The 14,380-nt window shown below is 48.5% G+C and carries 13 protein-coding genes; 3 read left to right on the top strand and 10 right to left on the bottom strand.

What is annotated here, in order from left to right; genetic code table 11:
* Positions 1 to 97: 97 nt before the first annotated feature.
* The 6 genes from NT239_01080 to NT239_01105 all read right to left on the bottom strand — a co-directional run bounded on the left by NT239_01080 (position 98) and on the right by NT239_01105 (position 6,207).
* Complete coding sequence (locus NT239_01080; protein ID XGA71464.1) at positions 98 to 760, bottom strand: protein-L-isoaspartate(D-aspartate) O-methyltransferase; 663 nt, start codon at positions 758 to 760, stop codon at positions 98 to 100.
* Positions 745 to 1,488 (bottom strand): 5'/3'-nucleotidase SurE, encoded by a 744-nt coding sequence (gene surE, locus NT239_01085; protein ID XGA71465.1) that lies wholly within the window; start codon positions 1,486 to 1,488, stop codon positions 745 to 747. The genes NT239_01080 and surE overlap by 16 nt, the downstream gene beginning before the upstream one ends.
* A gap of 55 nt (positions 1,489 to 1,543) precedes the next feature.
* Entirely contained in the window at positions 1,544 to 2,428 is an 885-nt protein-coding gene (locus tag NT239_01090) for a DMT family transporter (protein XGA71466.1), read from the bottom strand.
* A gap of 95 nt (positions 2,429 to 2,523) precedes the next feature.
* The gene (locus tag NT239_01095) at positions 2,524 to 3,663 is read right to left on the bottom strand and encodes an aromatic ring-hydroxylating dioxygenase subunit alpha (GenBank protein XGA71467.1); all 1,140 of its coding nucleotides are present in this window, start codon (positions 3,661 to 3,663) and stop codon (positions 2,524 to 2,526) included.
* A gap of 200 nt (positions 3,664 to 3,863) precedes the next feature.
* Positions 3,864 to 4,631 (bottom strand): hypothetical protein, encoded by a 768-nt coding sequence (locus NT239_01100; protein XGA71468.1) that lies wholly within the window; start codon positions 4,629 to 4,631, stop codon positions 3,864 to 3,866.
* Between the two features lie 55 nt (positions 4,632 to 4,686).
* Positions 4,687 to 6,207: a fumarate hydratase gene (locus NT239_01105; protein ID XGA71469.1), complete on the bottom strand. Its 1,521-nt coding sequence runs from the start codon at positions 6,205 to 6,207 to the stop codon at positions 4,687 to 4,689.
* An 81-nt stretch (positions 6,208 to 6,288) separates the two neighbouring features.
* Between NT239_01105 and NT239_01110 the strand changes: the two genes are divergently transcribed.
* Positions 6,289 to 7,119: a DUF4743 domain-containing protein gene (locus NT239_01110; GenBank protein ID XGA71470.1), complete on the top strand. Its 831-nt coding sequence runs from the start codon at positions 6,289 to 6,291 to the stop codon at positions 7,117 to 7,119.
* 132 nt (positions 7,120 to 7,251) lie between these two features.
* On the top strand, positions 7,252 to 8,610 hold the full coding sequence (yegQ, locus tag NT239_01115) for a tRNA 5-hydroxyuridine modification protein YegQ (GenBank protein XGA71471.1): 1,359 nt from the start codon (positions 7,252 to 7,254) through the stop codon (positions 8,608 to 8,610).
* Between the two features lie 70 nt (positions 8,611 to 8,680).
* On the opposite strand, the gene NT239_01120 is transcribed toward yegQ, so the two are convergent.
* From NT239_01120 to hemH, 3 genes are all read right to left on the bottom strand, one after another.
* On the bottom strand, positions 8,681 to 10,030 hold the full coding sequence (locus NT239_01120) for a sensor histidine kinase (protein ID XGA71472.1): 1,350 nt from the start codon (positions 10,028 to 10,030) through the stop codon (positions 8,681 to 8,683).
* Positions 10,031 to 10,073: 43 nt separating this feature from the next.
* A complete protein-coding gene (locus NT239_01125) occupies positions 10,074 to 10,772 on the bottom strand; it encodes a response regulator transcription factor (GenBank protein ID XGA71473.1) in 699 nt (232 codons plus the stop codon).
* A gap of 69 nt (positions 10,773 to 10,841) precedes the next feature.
* Entirely contained in the window at positions 10,842 to 11,948 is a 1,107-nt protein-coding gene (gene hemH / locus NT239_01130) for a ferrochelatase (GenBank protein ID XGA71474.1), read from the bottom strand.
* Positions 11,949 to 12,119: 171 nt separating this feature from the next.
* On the opposite strand from hemH, the gene NT239_01135 reads away from it, so the two are divergent.
* Entirely contained in the window at positions 12,120 to 13,352 is a 1,233-nt protein-coding gene (locus NT239_01135; GenBank protein ID XGA71475.1) for a phosphoglycerate kinase, read from the top strand.
* Between the two features lie 104 nt (positions 13,353 to 13,456).
* Here the strand turns inward: NT239_01135 and pflA are convergent, their stop codons facing one another.
* A complete protein-coding gene (gene pflA, locus NT239_01140) occupies positions 13,457 to 14,263 on the bottom strand; it encodes a pyruvate formate-lyase-activating protein (protein XGA71476.1) in 807 nt (268 codons plus the stop codon).
* Between the last annotated feature and the right edge of the window lie 117 nt (positions 14,264 to 14,380).

Consider the following 14,380-nt stretch of genomic DNA (forward strand, 5'->3'; position numbering starts at 1 on the left):
AAATGAATATTGATCGCGTCGCTACATATGACGCACAGCAATAGTTTACACGGGAAGTTGGGGTTATTAAGGTAAAAATTAATACCAGCAATACGGTTTAGCTTAGGCCTGGCAATAAGGGGACGAAATTAACTTTTTCGAGCCTACTTTCCAGGAAATCTTCACCATGGCGCTCAATCATTCTTAATTCTTGCTCTTGCGTACCCACAGGAAAGATGAGTCGGCCGCGATCAGCGAGTTGATCGATCAAACTTTCTGGCACGATAGGCGCTGCAGCGGTAATTAAAATTACGTTAAATGGCGAAAGCTCTTTCAGCCCATGGCTACCATCAGCGTGGCGCAATCGAGCATTATGAATACCAAGACGGCCCAATCGTTCGCGCGTATTTCTAAGCAAGCCCCCAACCCGCTCAATGGTATGGACGGTCTTAAATAATTTTGCCAAAACTGCTGTTTGATAACCACACCCGGTACCGATCTCAAGCGCACTTAGGCGTTCAGGAACCCCTGCTGCCAGCTCGCTCATGCGAGCAACAATATACGGTTGCGAGATAGTCTGCCCAAAGCCGATGGGCAAGGATGTGTCATCGTAGGCTTTATGGGAAAGCGCTTCATCAATGAATTCATGCCGTGGGATTGCCCCCATAACATTTAGCACCTCTTCATTGCTGATCCCCTGGGCGCGCAATCGTTCTACCAGTCGCGCCCTTGTTCTTGCGGAGGTCATTCCAGAGCCGAGACTTATCATGATTTGATCCATTCAGAAACAAATTCAAGCTGTGGATAGGCAGTCAGATCGACAGATAGTGGTGTAATAGAAACGTAGCCGCGCTCTATGGCATCAAAATCTGTGCCTTCGCTTGCATCCGCAATATCACCGATTGGACCTACCCACCAAATAGTGTCGCCACGAGGGTTTTGACTTCGGATCACAGATGCTGATTTGTGGCGCCGTCCCAGTCTGGTGATTAAAGTGCCTTTTAACTCTTCATAGGGTAGATCTGGCACATTTACATTCAACAATACCGCGCCACGAAACGGCTCACGCTTAAATCTTTGCACCAGTTCGCGAGCGATACGAGCTGCCGTCTCAAAATGTGTCGGATTACGGGATGCTAAAGAAATTGCTATCGATGGAATTCCAAGCAAAAAACCTTCCGTAGCGGCTGCTACGGTGCCAGAGTAGATTGTGTCATCACCCATATTGGCACCATGATTAATGCCCGAGACCACCATATCAGGTGGGGTTGGCATTAAACCAGTGGCGGCCAAATGTACGCAATCTGTCGGAGTGCCATTCACATAGTGAAATCCAGATGGCGAGGTGCGTACTTGCAAAGGACGATCAAGCGTTAAGGAGTTACTTGCTCCGCTGCGATCACGCTCTGGTGCGCACACCAAAGCCTCACCCTCCTCGCCAAGTGCCATTGCCAAAGCAGCAATACCAGGGGCGAAGTAACCATCGTCATTACTAATCAAAAAGCGCATGTTTTTCTCCGATAACGCATTCTATCTGGAACGGCTGACTCGGCAAATATGCAAGTTAACTACGTTGTACGCGCGTAGCACCCGCCCAGATCCCGGCCGTAGCGATGAGTACCATCCCAAATAGTGACAATTGCGATATTTGATTGCCCCAAATTAGCCAGGTAAATACCGTTGAAAACAAAACAGTTAAGTAAGCCAAGCTAACAATCACCAATGATCGACCCTTGCGATAGGCGCGGGTCATGCTCAGTTGCGCAACAGTGGCCGCAGCACCCATGCCAATCACCACGAGCCAATCGCGCGCACTAGGGGCATGTAGCGCAGCTTGCTGCAATAGCATCCATAACCCTGCACCTAGCGTGGAAACCAGAGAAAAATAAAACACCGTTCGCCACTCAGGCTCCCCTGCCTTGCCCAATTCACTGACATTTAAATAAGCAATGCTCGCTAGAACTCCGGACCCTAACCCTAAGACGCCAGCAAACCATTGTTCGCCAGTTAACGTTGGCTTAAGCAATAGAACAACGCCGATAAAGCCTAAAATCACGCTGCAAATTTGAGTGAGCTGCGGCCATCGCCTCTGATGCATAGTGGTGACGAGCACAAAAAAAATGGGGGACGTATAGTTCAGTGTGACTGCGGTGGCCAAGGGTAGATGGCTAATTGCATAAAAATACAGCATTAGTGCTATAAAGCCAGAAACACTCCGGCTCAGGTGCAGTTTTAAGCTGGCGCGACTAACTGCCAAAGACTTACCTTGTGGCAAAACAATGCACGCAATGCCGATCAAACCGGCTGCGCAGCGGTAAAAAACTAATTCAGCCGTTGAAAACGGCTCGCTTCCCAACTTAACAAATACGCCCATCACGGCAAAAGCCAATCCTGCCATAATCATCCAAAAGGGGCCCGATTGTTTGCAGTGCTCAATCCAATTATTCATCAATACCCTTATTGGTATAACCCTGTAACTTATATTCAACAGAACCTACAGAGCAATACCCAAAAATAAGAAAGGCGACTTACGTCGCCTTCTGCTTACGATTCTAGTGATTCAATCGCAGACCCTAATTCTCTACGCAAGAACTGGTGAAAGTGCCGCATGCCGTCTTCCATCGGGCTTTGATACGGCCCAACCTCGTTACGCCCTGCTTTATACAGCGCAGCACGCCCTTGTTCCATGCGATTTATAATTTCAACATCCTCTACCGCTGTTTCGTCATACGCTGCTTGCTCAGCGGCAACAAAATCCGGCTCAAAGTATGCAATGTCCTCTGGATAGTAAAACTCGACGACATTTTTATAACTACGCGGCCCTGTTGGGATAATCGTAGAAATGACCAAGGTATGTGGATACCACTCAACGGTGATATTCGGATAGTAAGTCAACCAAATCGCGCCGTACTTAGGTAGCTTGCCCTGATCGTAGCGCTTTACTTGCTCCGACCATGCTTCATAAGTTTTTGAGCCAGGACGCGCCAAAGCATTATGCACACCGACGGTCTGCACCGAATACCAATCGCCAAATTCCCAATTCAGATCGTTGCATTCAACGAATTTACCCAAGCCAGGGTGGAATGGCACCACATGGTAGTCTTCGAGGTAAACCTCGATAAACGTTTTCCAATTACCTTGGTACTCATCGACTTTAACGCTGTGCAGTACATATTTAGAAAAATCGAGGTCTTTTCGTACACCTAGATTTTTCAGATCGCCCTCAATATCACGGCCGTTATTCTCAAACAGCAGACCATTCCATTGAGTTAGCTCTGTTTCTGGTAAATGCAGACAGGGGTTGGCTGGAAAATGCGGCGCCCCCATGAGTTGGCCGTGTTGATCGTAAGTCCAGCGATGCAATGGGCACACAGTATGCGCAGCGTTGCCGCGCCCAGTAAGCATACTGGCTTGGCGATGACGACAAATATTCGAGAAAACTTTAACGCCCTGATCGGTGCGTTTTAGGTAGCGCGCGCCATTTTCCGCTTCGAGCACATGATAGTCGCCCTGATTGGGCACCATCAGTTCATGGCCGATATAGCGTGGGCCTTTGGCGAATAACTGCTCAAGCTCTAGCTGATACAGTTTTTCATCAAAATAGGCGGCGACAGGTAGTGGTGTTGTTAAATCCAGCGTCAGAATTTGTTCAAATGCTTCTGTTGCTGTAGCCAGATTGGACATAATCCAATACCCCCTGGGCTAGAAGGTCTTGCCACTTTGTACGCAATGTCCCGCGCAACGATGGGTGGGCAAGCCATCAAAACTGAAAATACCAGCACAAAAGGCTGGCCCGAAAAAGCCGAGCATTATTGCAGAGCCTTAGATTTTAGGCAATATTGACGCCAATTTCTTATTCTTTTTAATGGCTTATCGATGAGAAGCTATTTGATCCAGCCGATAGATTTTGCGGTCTCTGCCCCAATCAACACCGACGATAAGGACTTAGGAATTTGCGCCTCAGTCTCACTTATAGGAATACGCCCCGCCATAATTTCAGCAAATTGCTGTGGATAGCGCGGTTCTCGCTCTGCCTCGGCGTAGCCCTGTGGGAAAATTGGTAAGTTAGTGCGTGCATCATACAAATCATCCGCGCCATAAATATGCAATAACTCATGCGCTACAACCACTTGGTTGCTGCCGTGCATTTGATTGCTGGCAAAAATATGCGCCAAGCCTAATCTGGCTTTGGCAATCCCAATTGAATGTGGGAGTGCGACATTATTCTGAAGCGGGTGATAGAGCACATAAATCCGCGCATCAGGCTTGACCTTGGTTTCTGGCGTATGGCTCCAGGCCCACCAACGTAATTGCAGGCTCCACCACATCACACCCAAGGTGCCAGCGCCATTTGCTAGTTGCGGTGGTGCCTCCGTGACTTTAGGGCCCCAATAGACGCGAACCGGGCTGGTGAGATTAACACCATATTGCTCAGCTTCACGATTAAAAAACTGTTCAATATCGCGCCAATCTTCGGTGCTAACCTTTTCAGTGTATGCCAGGGTATTGGCATCCAAGCTAGCTACTATGGGGTATATGTAAATATACTGGCTACTCTTCCAAGCTTGTGCTTTGCTGTCTGTTCGCAGGGCATCGAGCGCCACCCACAGCAAAATCAACAACAAAACCACAATTCGTATTTTTTTAAACATTGGCATCTGCAATAAAAAAGCCCAACCTTAGGTTGGGCTATCGAGACAAACCCGCTTAAACGCTGGCCACCGGAATTTTACCGATTTTAGCTTGCCACTCTTTGGGTGCGATTGCGTGAACTGAGGTGCCGGTCGAATCCACCGCAACGGTCACCGGCATATCAACCACATCAAACTCGTAAATCGCTTCCATGCCCAAGTCTTCAAAGCCCACCACACGGCTACCTTTGATCGCTTTGGATACCAGATACGCCGCACCACCAACGGCCATCAAATACACCGATTGATGTTTTTTGATCGACTCACACGCAGCCGGGCCACGCTCTGCTTTACCGATCATACCGAGCAAACCGGTTTGCTCAAGTACTTGCTCGGTAAATTTATCCATCCGCGTTGCGGTGGTTGGGCCTGCTGGGCCAACCACTTCTTCACGTACTGGATCAACTGGACCCACGTAGTAGATAAAGCGGCCATTGAAATCAACTGGCAGTTTTTCGCCTTTATTGAGCATTTCCACCATGCGTTTATGCGCCGCATCGCGGCCGGTCAGCATTTTGCCGTTGAGTAATAATGTCTGACCTGGTTTCCAACTCGCTACATCTTCACGCGTTACATTGTTCAAATCAACGCGCGTTGCCGCTGCTGAAGGTGTCCAAGTTACTTCTGGCCAGTCTTCGAGTTTTGGCACTTCCAATTGTGCAGGGCCAGAACCATCGAGTGTGAAATGCACGTGGCGCGTTGCCGCACAGTTTGGAATCATCGCGACTGGCAAGCTCGCGGCGTGCGTTGGGTAGTCTTTGATCTTTACATCCAATACCGTTGCCAAGCCACCCAAGCCTTGTGCGCCGATACCAAGTGCATTTACTTTTTCGTACAGCTCGATGCGCAGTTCTTCAACGCGATTTTGCGGGCCACGCGCGATCAGATCGTGAATGTCGATTTCTTCCATCAAGGCTTCTTTGGCCATCACCATCGCTTTTTCAGCGGTGCCACCGATACCGATGCCGAGCATACCTGGAGGGCACCAGCCCGCGCCCATCAGCGGTACAGTTTTTAGCACCCAATCAACAATCGAATCGGATGGGTTAAGCATCACGAATTTGGTTTTGTTTTCCGAGCCGCCGCCTTTGGCTGCGATATCGATATCAACCGTACAGCCCGGTACGATTTCGTAATGAATCACCGCTGGCGTATTGTCTTTGGTGTTTTTACGACCGCCCGCAGGGTCCATCAGGATCGATGCGCGCAGTTTATTGTCTGGGTGCAGATAAGCACGACGTACGCCTTCGTTGATCATGTCGGTGACCGACATCGTCGCACCTTCCCACTGCACATCCATGCCCACGCGAACAAAGACCGTCACGATGCCGGTATCTTGGCAAATCGGGCGATGACCTTCGGCGCACATGCGGCTATTGGTCAAAATTTGCGCAATCGCGTCTTTGGCCGCAGGGCTTTCTTCAAGCTCATACGCTTTACCCAAGGCTTGGATATAATCTTTTGGATGGTAGTAGCTAATGTATTGCAGGCTGTCTGCAATGCTGGCGATTAGATCGTCTTGGCGAATCTTAGTCATGATCGAGCTCCGTGGCAGTAATGCTTATTGTCCCGCGATTGTAGCAAAATTAAGCGCCCTACCGCAGCTTGAACCATTTGAATGCAAGGTTTTGATCCATTTATGTCCAACTTCTGCGATTTAGCCAACCAATACCTCACCACTCTGCCCATTTTTAAGTCGCAAGGTTTGCTACGCCTTGCGATCAATGAGCGCGAAGCGGGCTGGCTGGAGCCAGATACGGCACGAGTTTTAACGCAATTAAACCCTGCGTTCGAGATGAGCGAGAGCCGCGTCACTTTGCGCGCAAAACCAGACACAATAGAAGCGCAAATGAGCGCAGCCGCTCTGCACTTACGTGAAGTTGGATTAATTAAAGTGTGGCGCAATGAGTGCTACGCTGTTCACCCACAAAATGCTCATGGCGAGCCTGATTTAACTTGTTCTTTGTTTAAACTTGAGCGCGGCGCATTTCGCCGCTTTGGTCTAACAAGCCAAGCCGCGCATATTAATGGCATTTGCACAGATGGCACGCTATGGATAGCCAGACGATCTTCCACCAAGGGTATAGACCCCAATAGATTAGATAATCTAGCCGCCGGCGGCATACCCTACAATGAATCGCCTTTTGACTGCGCCATTCGCGAATTGGCCGAAGAAGCTGGCTTATCTGACTTTACCAAAAGCCAGCTGCAATTAACTGGGCAAGTACACACGCGGCGCAACGAAATCGATGGCACGCACGATGAGATTTTGCACTGCTACGATCTAACGCTGTCGCCAAATGTGCAACCCGTAAACCAAGATGGTGAAGTTGCTGAATTTCTAAAACTGTCACCGCTAGAAGCCGCTCAAAGACTTTCCGAAATGACTTGGGATGCTGGTTTGGTGACGGCCAACTACCTTTTGCGCCAAAAACCACATATTTCATAGGGAAATTTTTGGTGGTGGCTAGTTTTTCGCCCTGCTGATTTGTTATAATCGCGCTAACCTATTGATCTAATGGCAAACAATTTGCCAGCCAACCTCGCCGATGTTTGCGGGGTTTTTTATTTGGAAACAACGATGTTAAAAGCCCCTGAACTTCTTTTACCTGCAGGCACGCTCGATCGGATGCGCGCCGCTTATGATTTTGGCGCCGACGCGGTGTATGCCGGTCAGCCGCGCTACAGCTTGCGTGCGCGTAATAATGATTTTGGCTTGGCTGAAATTGCACTTGGTATTGAAGAAGCACACGCGCGCGGCAAGAAATTCTTTGTCGCTAGCAATATCTTGCCGCACAACTCCAAGGTAAAAACCTATCTGGCCGACATGGAGCCGGTGATCGCAATGAAGCCGGACGCGCTGATTATGGCCGACCCGGGCCTAATTATGATGGTGCGCGAAAAATGGCCTGAGCAAGTGATTCACTTATCGGTACAAGCTAATACCGTGAATTATGCCGGCGTAAAATTTTGGAAGTCGCTTGGTCTTGAGCGCGTGATTTTGTCGCGCGAATTGAGCTTGGATGAGATCGAAGAAATTCGCCAATTGTGCCCAGATACTGAGCTTGAAGTGTTTGTCCACGGCGCGCTCTGTATTGCCTACTCAGGCCGCTGCCTCTTGTCTGGCTACTTTAATCATCGCGATCCAAACCAAGGCACATGCACCAACGCTTGCCGCTGGGACTACAAAACGCATGACACCGTTGAAGACGACGCAGGCGACGTGCAGCAAAAAGCGCAGGTCATTCAGTTTGACTTCAACAAAGCCATGTCTGAAGGCAATCAGAACTTTGCTGCCTGTGGCGGCGCTGAGCGCCACCCATTAGCCGACAAGACTTACCTGATCGAAGAAGGCAATCGCCCGGGCGAATTAATGCCGATCATGGAAGACGAGCACGGCACTTATATTATGAACAGCAAGGATTTACGCGCTGTTCAGCATATCGAGCGCCTAGTTAAAATGGGCGTGGATTCGCTGAAAATCGAAGGCCGCACCAAATCGCTGTATTACGTAGCACGAACTGCACAAGTGTATCGCCAAGCGATCGACGACGCCGTTACAGGTCGCCCGTTCAACCCAGCCCTACTCGCAGATTTGGATGGCCTTGCTAACCGTGGCTATACCGATGGCTTCTACCAGCGCCACTACACGCACGAAGCGCAAAACTATCTCGATGGTCACTCTAAAGCCAAGCGCAGCCAGTTTGTCGGCGAGATTATTGCCAACGAGGCGGGTTGGGCTCGCATTGAGGTGAAAAACAAATTCTCACTCGGCGACACGCTGGAAGTGATTCACCCTAGTGGCAATATCGAAGTCAAAATTGAAGCGATGCGCGACAAAAACGGCAAAGAAATAAGTGTTGCACCAGGCAATGGCATCCAAGTGCAAATCCCACTGGCCGCTCAGTACGATAAAGCGTTATTAGCTCGCTTGTTCTAAGTAAGACACACAGCAAAAAGCCATCCAAAAGGATGGCTTTTTTATACCCTACTGCGTATTACCCTGAAAACTATGTGGATGCTAAGTTTTTGGGCAATACTACATGCACGATCAAGCCGTGCGGTACGGCATCGAGGAGCTCAACCGTGCCGCTGTGCCGTTCAACAATTTCACGCACAATCGCCATTCCCAAGCCGCAACCATTGCCAGTTTGCTCACGACGGAAGAAGCGCTCGAACACGCGCGGCTTATCCACATCGGGAATGCCGTCACCGTTATCTTCAACGTCAACAATATACTGCGTGACGTTTTCGGTTAAGCGCACCGTGACGCTGCCGTCACGGGGAATATATTTAATCGCATTCTCAACCAAATTAATAAACAACTCTCGTAGTAGAGCCGAATTACCTTCGATCCATGCCTCCTGCACCAGACAGTCACAGCCCAAATCAATGCGCGCGGCCAAGGCTCGTGGAACTAATTCACTGGTTAAATCGCGGACCAAGCGCGCGAGATCCATTTTGACCTTGGGAATGCCATTAATACTACCCGGCTCTGAGCGTGCCAGTGTGAGCAATTGATTAACTAAGTGAATACTGCGTGTAGCACTGGTATGCACCATATTTAATCGTTCACGTAACCCTTCGGGGCTACTCTCTCGCATGGCAAGTTCAGTTTGCGATTTGAGTCCAGCCAAAGGCGTTCTAAGTTGATGCGCGGCATCTGCAATAAATCGGCGTTGACGACTAATACTTTCTTCAGTACTGGCTAGCAGTTGATTTAAAGCGCTAGATAATGCATCAATTTCTTCTGGCGCATTATCAAGTGATAACGGCGAGAGATCTTGCGCCTGGCGAGTCTCTACCATTTGCTTTAGAGCCAGCAACGGCCTAAGGGTGTTTTTGACACCATAGCCAATCAAGACGCTAGTGATTAGCATCATCAGCATTAAAGGCAGCGCCATGCGATATAGAAAGGCCCGGAGGGAGTTCGCCTGTTCATGCAGCTCTTTGCTGATTTCAATCCAGACACCGGGTGTGTTTTTGGTGGTGTTGGCTGGTAAATACAGCTTCAGAATTCGGTAGGATTTTCCGTTGCGCTCAATCGTCGCGAATGATTTAACCGCCTCAACGCTATTTAATTGCAGGTTGAACGCTTCTAAAGGTTTGCCGTGATTAAGAATGCCATTGCTGGTATCTATCGCATAACTCATTCGACCACTAGGGGCTGTCTTAAACAGCAGGCGAATTATTCCGTCTAATTCGGCTTCCGAGAGCGGCCGCTTATCGGCATTACTTTCGGCAACGGTTTGTTCAAGAACTTGGGCGATACGATTTAGATTTGCGTCGTTATTGTCATTAATGTAGTGAAATGTAACCACATAAATGACAGCTGCCCCTGCCAACCAAAGAGTCAACAAGGGCAACACTGTCCATAGCAGAATTTGACGCTGTAGTGAGCGCTTAGTTATTTGCATCCGCTGCCAATGGTTGTTGTTTTTCAAGCAAATAACCCAAGCCGCGAATAGTGCGGATTACCACTCCGCATGGCTCAAGTTTCTTGCGCAGACGGTGAACGTAAACTTCAATTGCATTCAAACCGACTTCAGCGTTCTCGTTACCCAATTCGCTCACGATTTGCTCTTTAGTCACAACACGGTCAATGTTAGACATTAAGATTTCTAATACGGTTAATTCACGGGCTGACAAGTCTAGTGGAGAATCGTTGCACCACGCACGTTGACCAGCACGATCTAAACGCAAATTGCCCAATTGCTGAACCGATTGAGGCAAAATTTGGCTGCGACGCAATAGTGCACGCAAGCGTGCTTCTAATTCTGAAAATTCGAAAGGCTTAGTTAAGTAATCATCCGCCCCCGCATCCAGACCAGCCACTCGCTCGTCAAGACCATCTAGCGCTGTCAAAATTAAAATCGGCAATGAAGGTTTGTGTTGACGCACGTTGCGCAATACAGTCAAACCATCCATGTTTGGCAGGCCAATATCAAGAACTACAGCATCGTAGTCATTGTGCAATAAAATTTGCAATGCAAGTGCACCGTCATTGACGCAATCACACTGAAACTCAGCTTGCGATAGGCTGGTTTTAAGTGCGTCCGCAAGGATTAAATCATCTTCAGCTAAGAATAGACGAGTCGCCATAGGGGTTCCCCTTTTTTGTAAGATTAAACTTACCGCAGAGTGTAGCGTTAATTTCTACAAACCCCAAGTTCATTTTTGTAAGAAAAAAGACTTGAATCGCATATCTCTTTGTTCCAAAAGGGAATTATTGTTTTTGTTACATTTACCGTTTGTCAGCCAGCCTGTCAGCTCGTGCTCAATAAAGTCAGAAAAGCCCGAAATCCATATTGATTTGTCATTTAGACAGGAAATATAGCGGTAGGATCTCCCGCCTGCGGCGATAAAATCATCCCGCCCCTCTAGCGCGATTTCTTCCAGTGTCTCCAAGCAATCGGCCACAAAGCCAGGGCAAATAACATCCAGCGTTTTAACGTTTTGTGTTGGCAGCTTATGAAGCACTTCAGAAGTGTATGGTTTTAACCACTCTGCTTTTCCGAAGCGCGATTGAAAGGCAACCGTATATTCCCCCTTCTCCAAAGCTAACGCTTCCCCCAATAAACGCCCTGTTTTTTGTGCATGACAGAAATATGGGTCACCTTTGTCAAGGGTGTACTTAGGCACACCATGAAAACTCATTAATAGGTGATCAGCCCTGCCATTGATTTGCCAATGATCTCGCACGCTTTGTGCTAAAGCTTGAATGTAAAAGTCTTCATCATAAAATGGCGGGGCCATACGCAAAGTCGGTTGAAAGCGTGTTTTTTGCAATACACGACTAACTTCGTCAAAGACACTTGCAGTCGTGCTGGCCGCATATTGTGGGTAAAGTGGCACCACAAGTAGATGCTGGCAATTCTGTGCTTTAAATTTCAGTATTTGTGACTCAATCGATGGGTTGCCATACCGCATTGCATAATCAACACTAATCTCGCCACGATATCGATCACCTAGCGTCCCCTTTACCAATTTGGTCAATTTGTCAGTCCAAACACGTAATGGAGAGCCGTCTTTGGTCCAAATGCTCGCATATTTCGCTGCGCTCTTTTTGGGGCGAATATTCAAAATGATGCCGTTCAAAATCACCCACCAAATGGGTCTTGGGATTTCTACCACTCGTGGGTCTGATAAAAATTGCTTCAAGTATGGCCGTACTGCTTTAGCTGTCGGCGCATCAGGGGACCCTAAATTGACCAACAATATGCCTATCCGACTTGGTGAACGATGTTCGAACTGGGGCTCTGCATAATAACGTGACATGTCACAAACCAATTAAATATTATTGGACCCAATCATAGTGCAATTAGCCCTGTTGTGAAAAATACTACTTAATCACACTCAAACAGTGCATAAACTTTAATCCGCGTCAGCTTCATTTCATAAAGACACGGTACAATTAGCCTTTGTTCAAACCACGTAATTGGGAAACCTATGGCCAAGCTATTTATTGAAGACCTCGATCTCGCAGGTAAACGTGTATTGATTCGTGTTGACTTTAACGTGCCAGTTAAAAATGGCGTGGTAGAGAGCGACAAGCGTATTCGCGCTGCGCTGCCAACCATTCGCTACGCGCTAGCGCAAGGGGCTTCAGTAGTTCTGATGTCACACTTGGGCCGCCCTAACGGCCAAAAAGTTGAAAAATACAGCTTGGCGCCGGTTGCAACACGTTTAGCCGAATTGCTCGGCAGCCCAGTTACCTTCTTGAACGACTGCGTTGGTGCTGAAGTAGAAGCTGCATGCGCGAACTTGGCTGCAGGACAAGTCGTTCTGCTCGAGAACGTGCGTTTCCACATTGAAGAAGAAGGCAAAGCCAAAGACGCGGATGGCAATTCAGTCAAAGCTGATCCAGCCAAAGTTGCGGCCTTCCGCGCTAGCTTGTCTAAACTGGGCGATGTATTTGTTAACGATGCATTCGGCACTGCGCACCGCGCACACTCTTCAATGGTTGGTGTAGATTTGCCACGCGCAGCAGGCTATTTGCTGAAAAAAGAACTCGACTTCTTGGGTGAAGCTGTAAATAAACCAGTTCGTCCACTGGTTGCCATCATCGGCGGCTCTAAAATCTCTGGCAAAATCGACGTTATTCAGGCTTTACTGCCAAAAGTTGACAAGTTGATTATCGGTGGCGGCATGGCGTTTACCTTCTTGAAAGCGCAAGGCTTTGAAATCGGTAAATCACTGTGCGAAAACGACAAAGTTGAATTGGCGCGTGAGTTGATGGCACAAGCGGGCGATAAATTGGTCTTGCCAAGCGACACCATGGTAACGCGCGCTTTGAATTTTGATGCTCGCACGCTCGATGGCTTGGTTGAAGTAGCATCCACTGCGATTCCTGCCGATCAAGAAGGCGTAGACATCGGCTCTAAAACTCGTGCCGCTTATGCAGAAATCATCAAATCAGCCAAAACCGTTTTATGGAACGGCCCAATGGGCGTGTTTGAAATCGACGAATCTGCGCAAGGTACTTTCGCTGTAGCACACGCTTTGGTTGACGCAACTGCTAACGGCGCGATTACTGTGGTCGGCGGTGGCGATTCAGTGGCTGCGGTGGAAAAAGCTGGTTTGGAAGATAAAGTAAGCCACGTTTCGACTGGCGGTGGCGCTTCACTTGAATTCCTTGAAGGCAAGGCATTGCCAGGCGTTGAAGCTTTAAGCGATAAATAATCTTAGGATTGGTTAGATGGTAAAAAAACCTCGCCACGGCGAGGTTTTTTGTTGGGTATTCACTTAAAAACCAATTGAGAATTACCTTGCAGGGCTATACCCATTTAACAGCAGAATATCCCTTTGGCGCGGAATTGCTCACGTACGCGGTGTACAACTTCGGTGCTCGGTGGCTTGGTTTCGCCTAGCTCGTATTTCAAGCCCAGTTCTTCCCACTTGTTCTCACCCATTTTATGAAACGGTAGCACTTCGATTCGCTCGAGCACGTCAGGGTAAGAGCGATTCATCTGATCAAGGTAATCAGCCAGTAATTGCACATCGGCTTCGTCATCTGACCACCCTGGTACCAGCACATAGCGCAACCAGATCTTTTTGCCCATTTTGAACAGTCGCTCGGCAAAATCGAGCGTTGGCTGCAATGGTTTGCCCGTTAGCGCTTCATAACGCTCAGGGTTCATTTGCTTAATATCGAGCAAGACCAAATCGATATTGTCGAAATATTCATCGGGCAAATGTGCAGCTAAAAAACCTTGCGTATCGAGCGCAGTATGAATGCGTAAATCGTGCTTAGCGCGGCGGAAAATCTCGCCGATAAAGTGCGCCTGCATCAAGGGCTCGCCACCCGAAATGGTTAAGCCCCCTGCCACACGTAAAAAGCTCGCGTACTTACCAATCTCGGCCACAATCGCGTCTACCGTCCACGCCTTGCCCGCGTGCAGCTTCCATGTATCTGGGTTGTGGCAATACAGGCAACGAAACTGACAACCACTGACAAACAGCGCGAAGCGCATTCCAGGGCCATCAACGGCAGCACCCGTTTCAATCGAGTGGATATAGCCAATTTGATTGCCATCTGCATCAAACGCAGCAGGAACGATCTCGCCAGCTGGTTTCGCTTGTTCTTGAGCCATGCTCGAATCCAAAAGAGTTAAAAGTGTTTAAAGCAATATCAAGATAATACCTTGCCACATAGAAAAACGGACCGCTGGCAAGGCCTTGCGATCCGTTTTTTATCCGTACAAAGGCAA

This window comes from Chitinibacter sp. SCUT-21 (assembly GCA_041874755.1).
GTDB lineage: Bacteria > Pseudomonadota > Gammaproteobacteria > Burkholderiales > Chitinibacteraceae > Chitinibacter.

What these genes read in the sequence shown, in the direction of transcription:
- NT239_01080 (XGA71464.1), bottom strand. Translation starts at nt 760, where the DNA reads ATGGATCAAATCATGATAAGTCTCGGCTCTGGAATGACCTCCGCAAGA.
- surE (XGA71465.1), bottom strand. Translation starts at nt 1,488, where the DNA reads ATGCGCTTTTTGATTAGTAATGACGATGGTTACTTCGCCCCTGGTATT.
- NT239_01090 (XGA71466.1), bottom strand. Translation starts at nt 2,428, where the DNA reads ATGAATAATTGGATTGAGCACTGCAAACAATCGGGCCCCTTTTGGATG.
- NT239_01095 (XGA71467.1), bottom strand. Translation starts at nt 3,663, where the DNA reads ATGTCCAATCTGGCTACAGCAACAGAAGCATTTGAACAAATTCTGACG.
- NT239_01100 (XGA71468.1), bottom strand. Translation starts at nt 4,631, where the DNA reads ATGTTTAAAAAAATACGAATTGTGGTTTTGTTGTTGATTTTGCTGTGG.
- NT239_01105 (XGA71469.1), bottom strand. Translation starts at nt 6,207, where the DNA reads ATGACTAAGATTCGCCAAGACGATCTAATCGCCAGCATTGCAGACAGC.
- NT239_01110 (XGA71470.1), top strand. Translation starts at nt 6,289, where the DNA reads ATGCAAGGTTTTGATCCATTTATGTCCAACTTCTGCGATTTAGCCAAC.
- yegQ (XGA71471.1), top strand. Translation starts at nt 7,252, where the DNA reads ATGTTAAAAGCCCCTGAACTTCTTTTACCTGCAGGCACGCTCGATCGG.
- NT239_01125 (XGA71473.1), bottom strand. Translation starts at nt 10,772, where the DNA reads ATGGCGACTCGTCTATTCTTAGCTGAAGATGATTTAATCCTTGCGGAC.
- hemH (XGA71474.1), bottom strand. Translation starts at nt 11,948, where the DNA reads ATGTCACGTTATTATGCAGAGCCCCAGTTCGAACATCGTTCACCAAGT.
- NT239_01135 (XGA71475.1), top strand. Translation starts at nt 12,120, where the DNA reads ATGGCCAAGCTATTTATTGAAGACCTCGATCTCGCAGGTAAACGTGTA.
- pflA (XGA71476.1), bottom strand. Translation starts at nt 14,263, where the DNA reads ATGGCTCAAGAACAAGCGAAACCAGCTGGCGAGATCGTTCCTGCTGCG.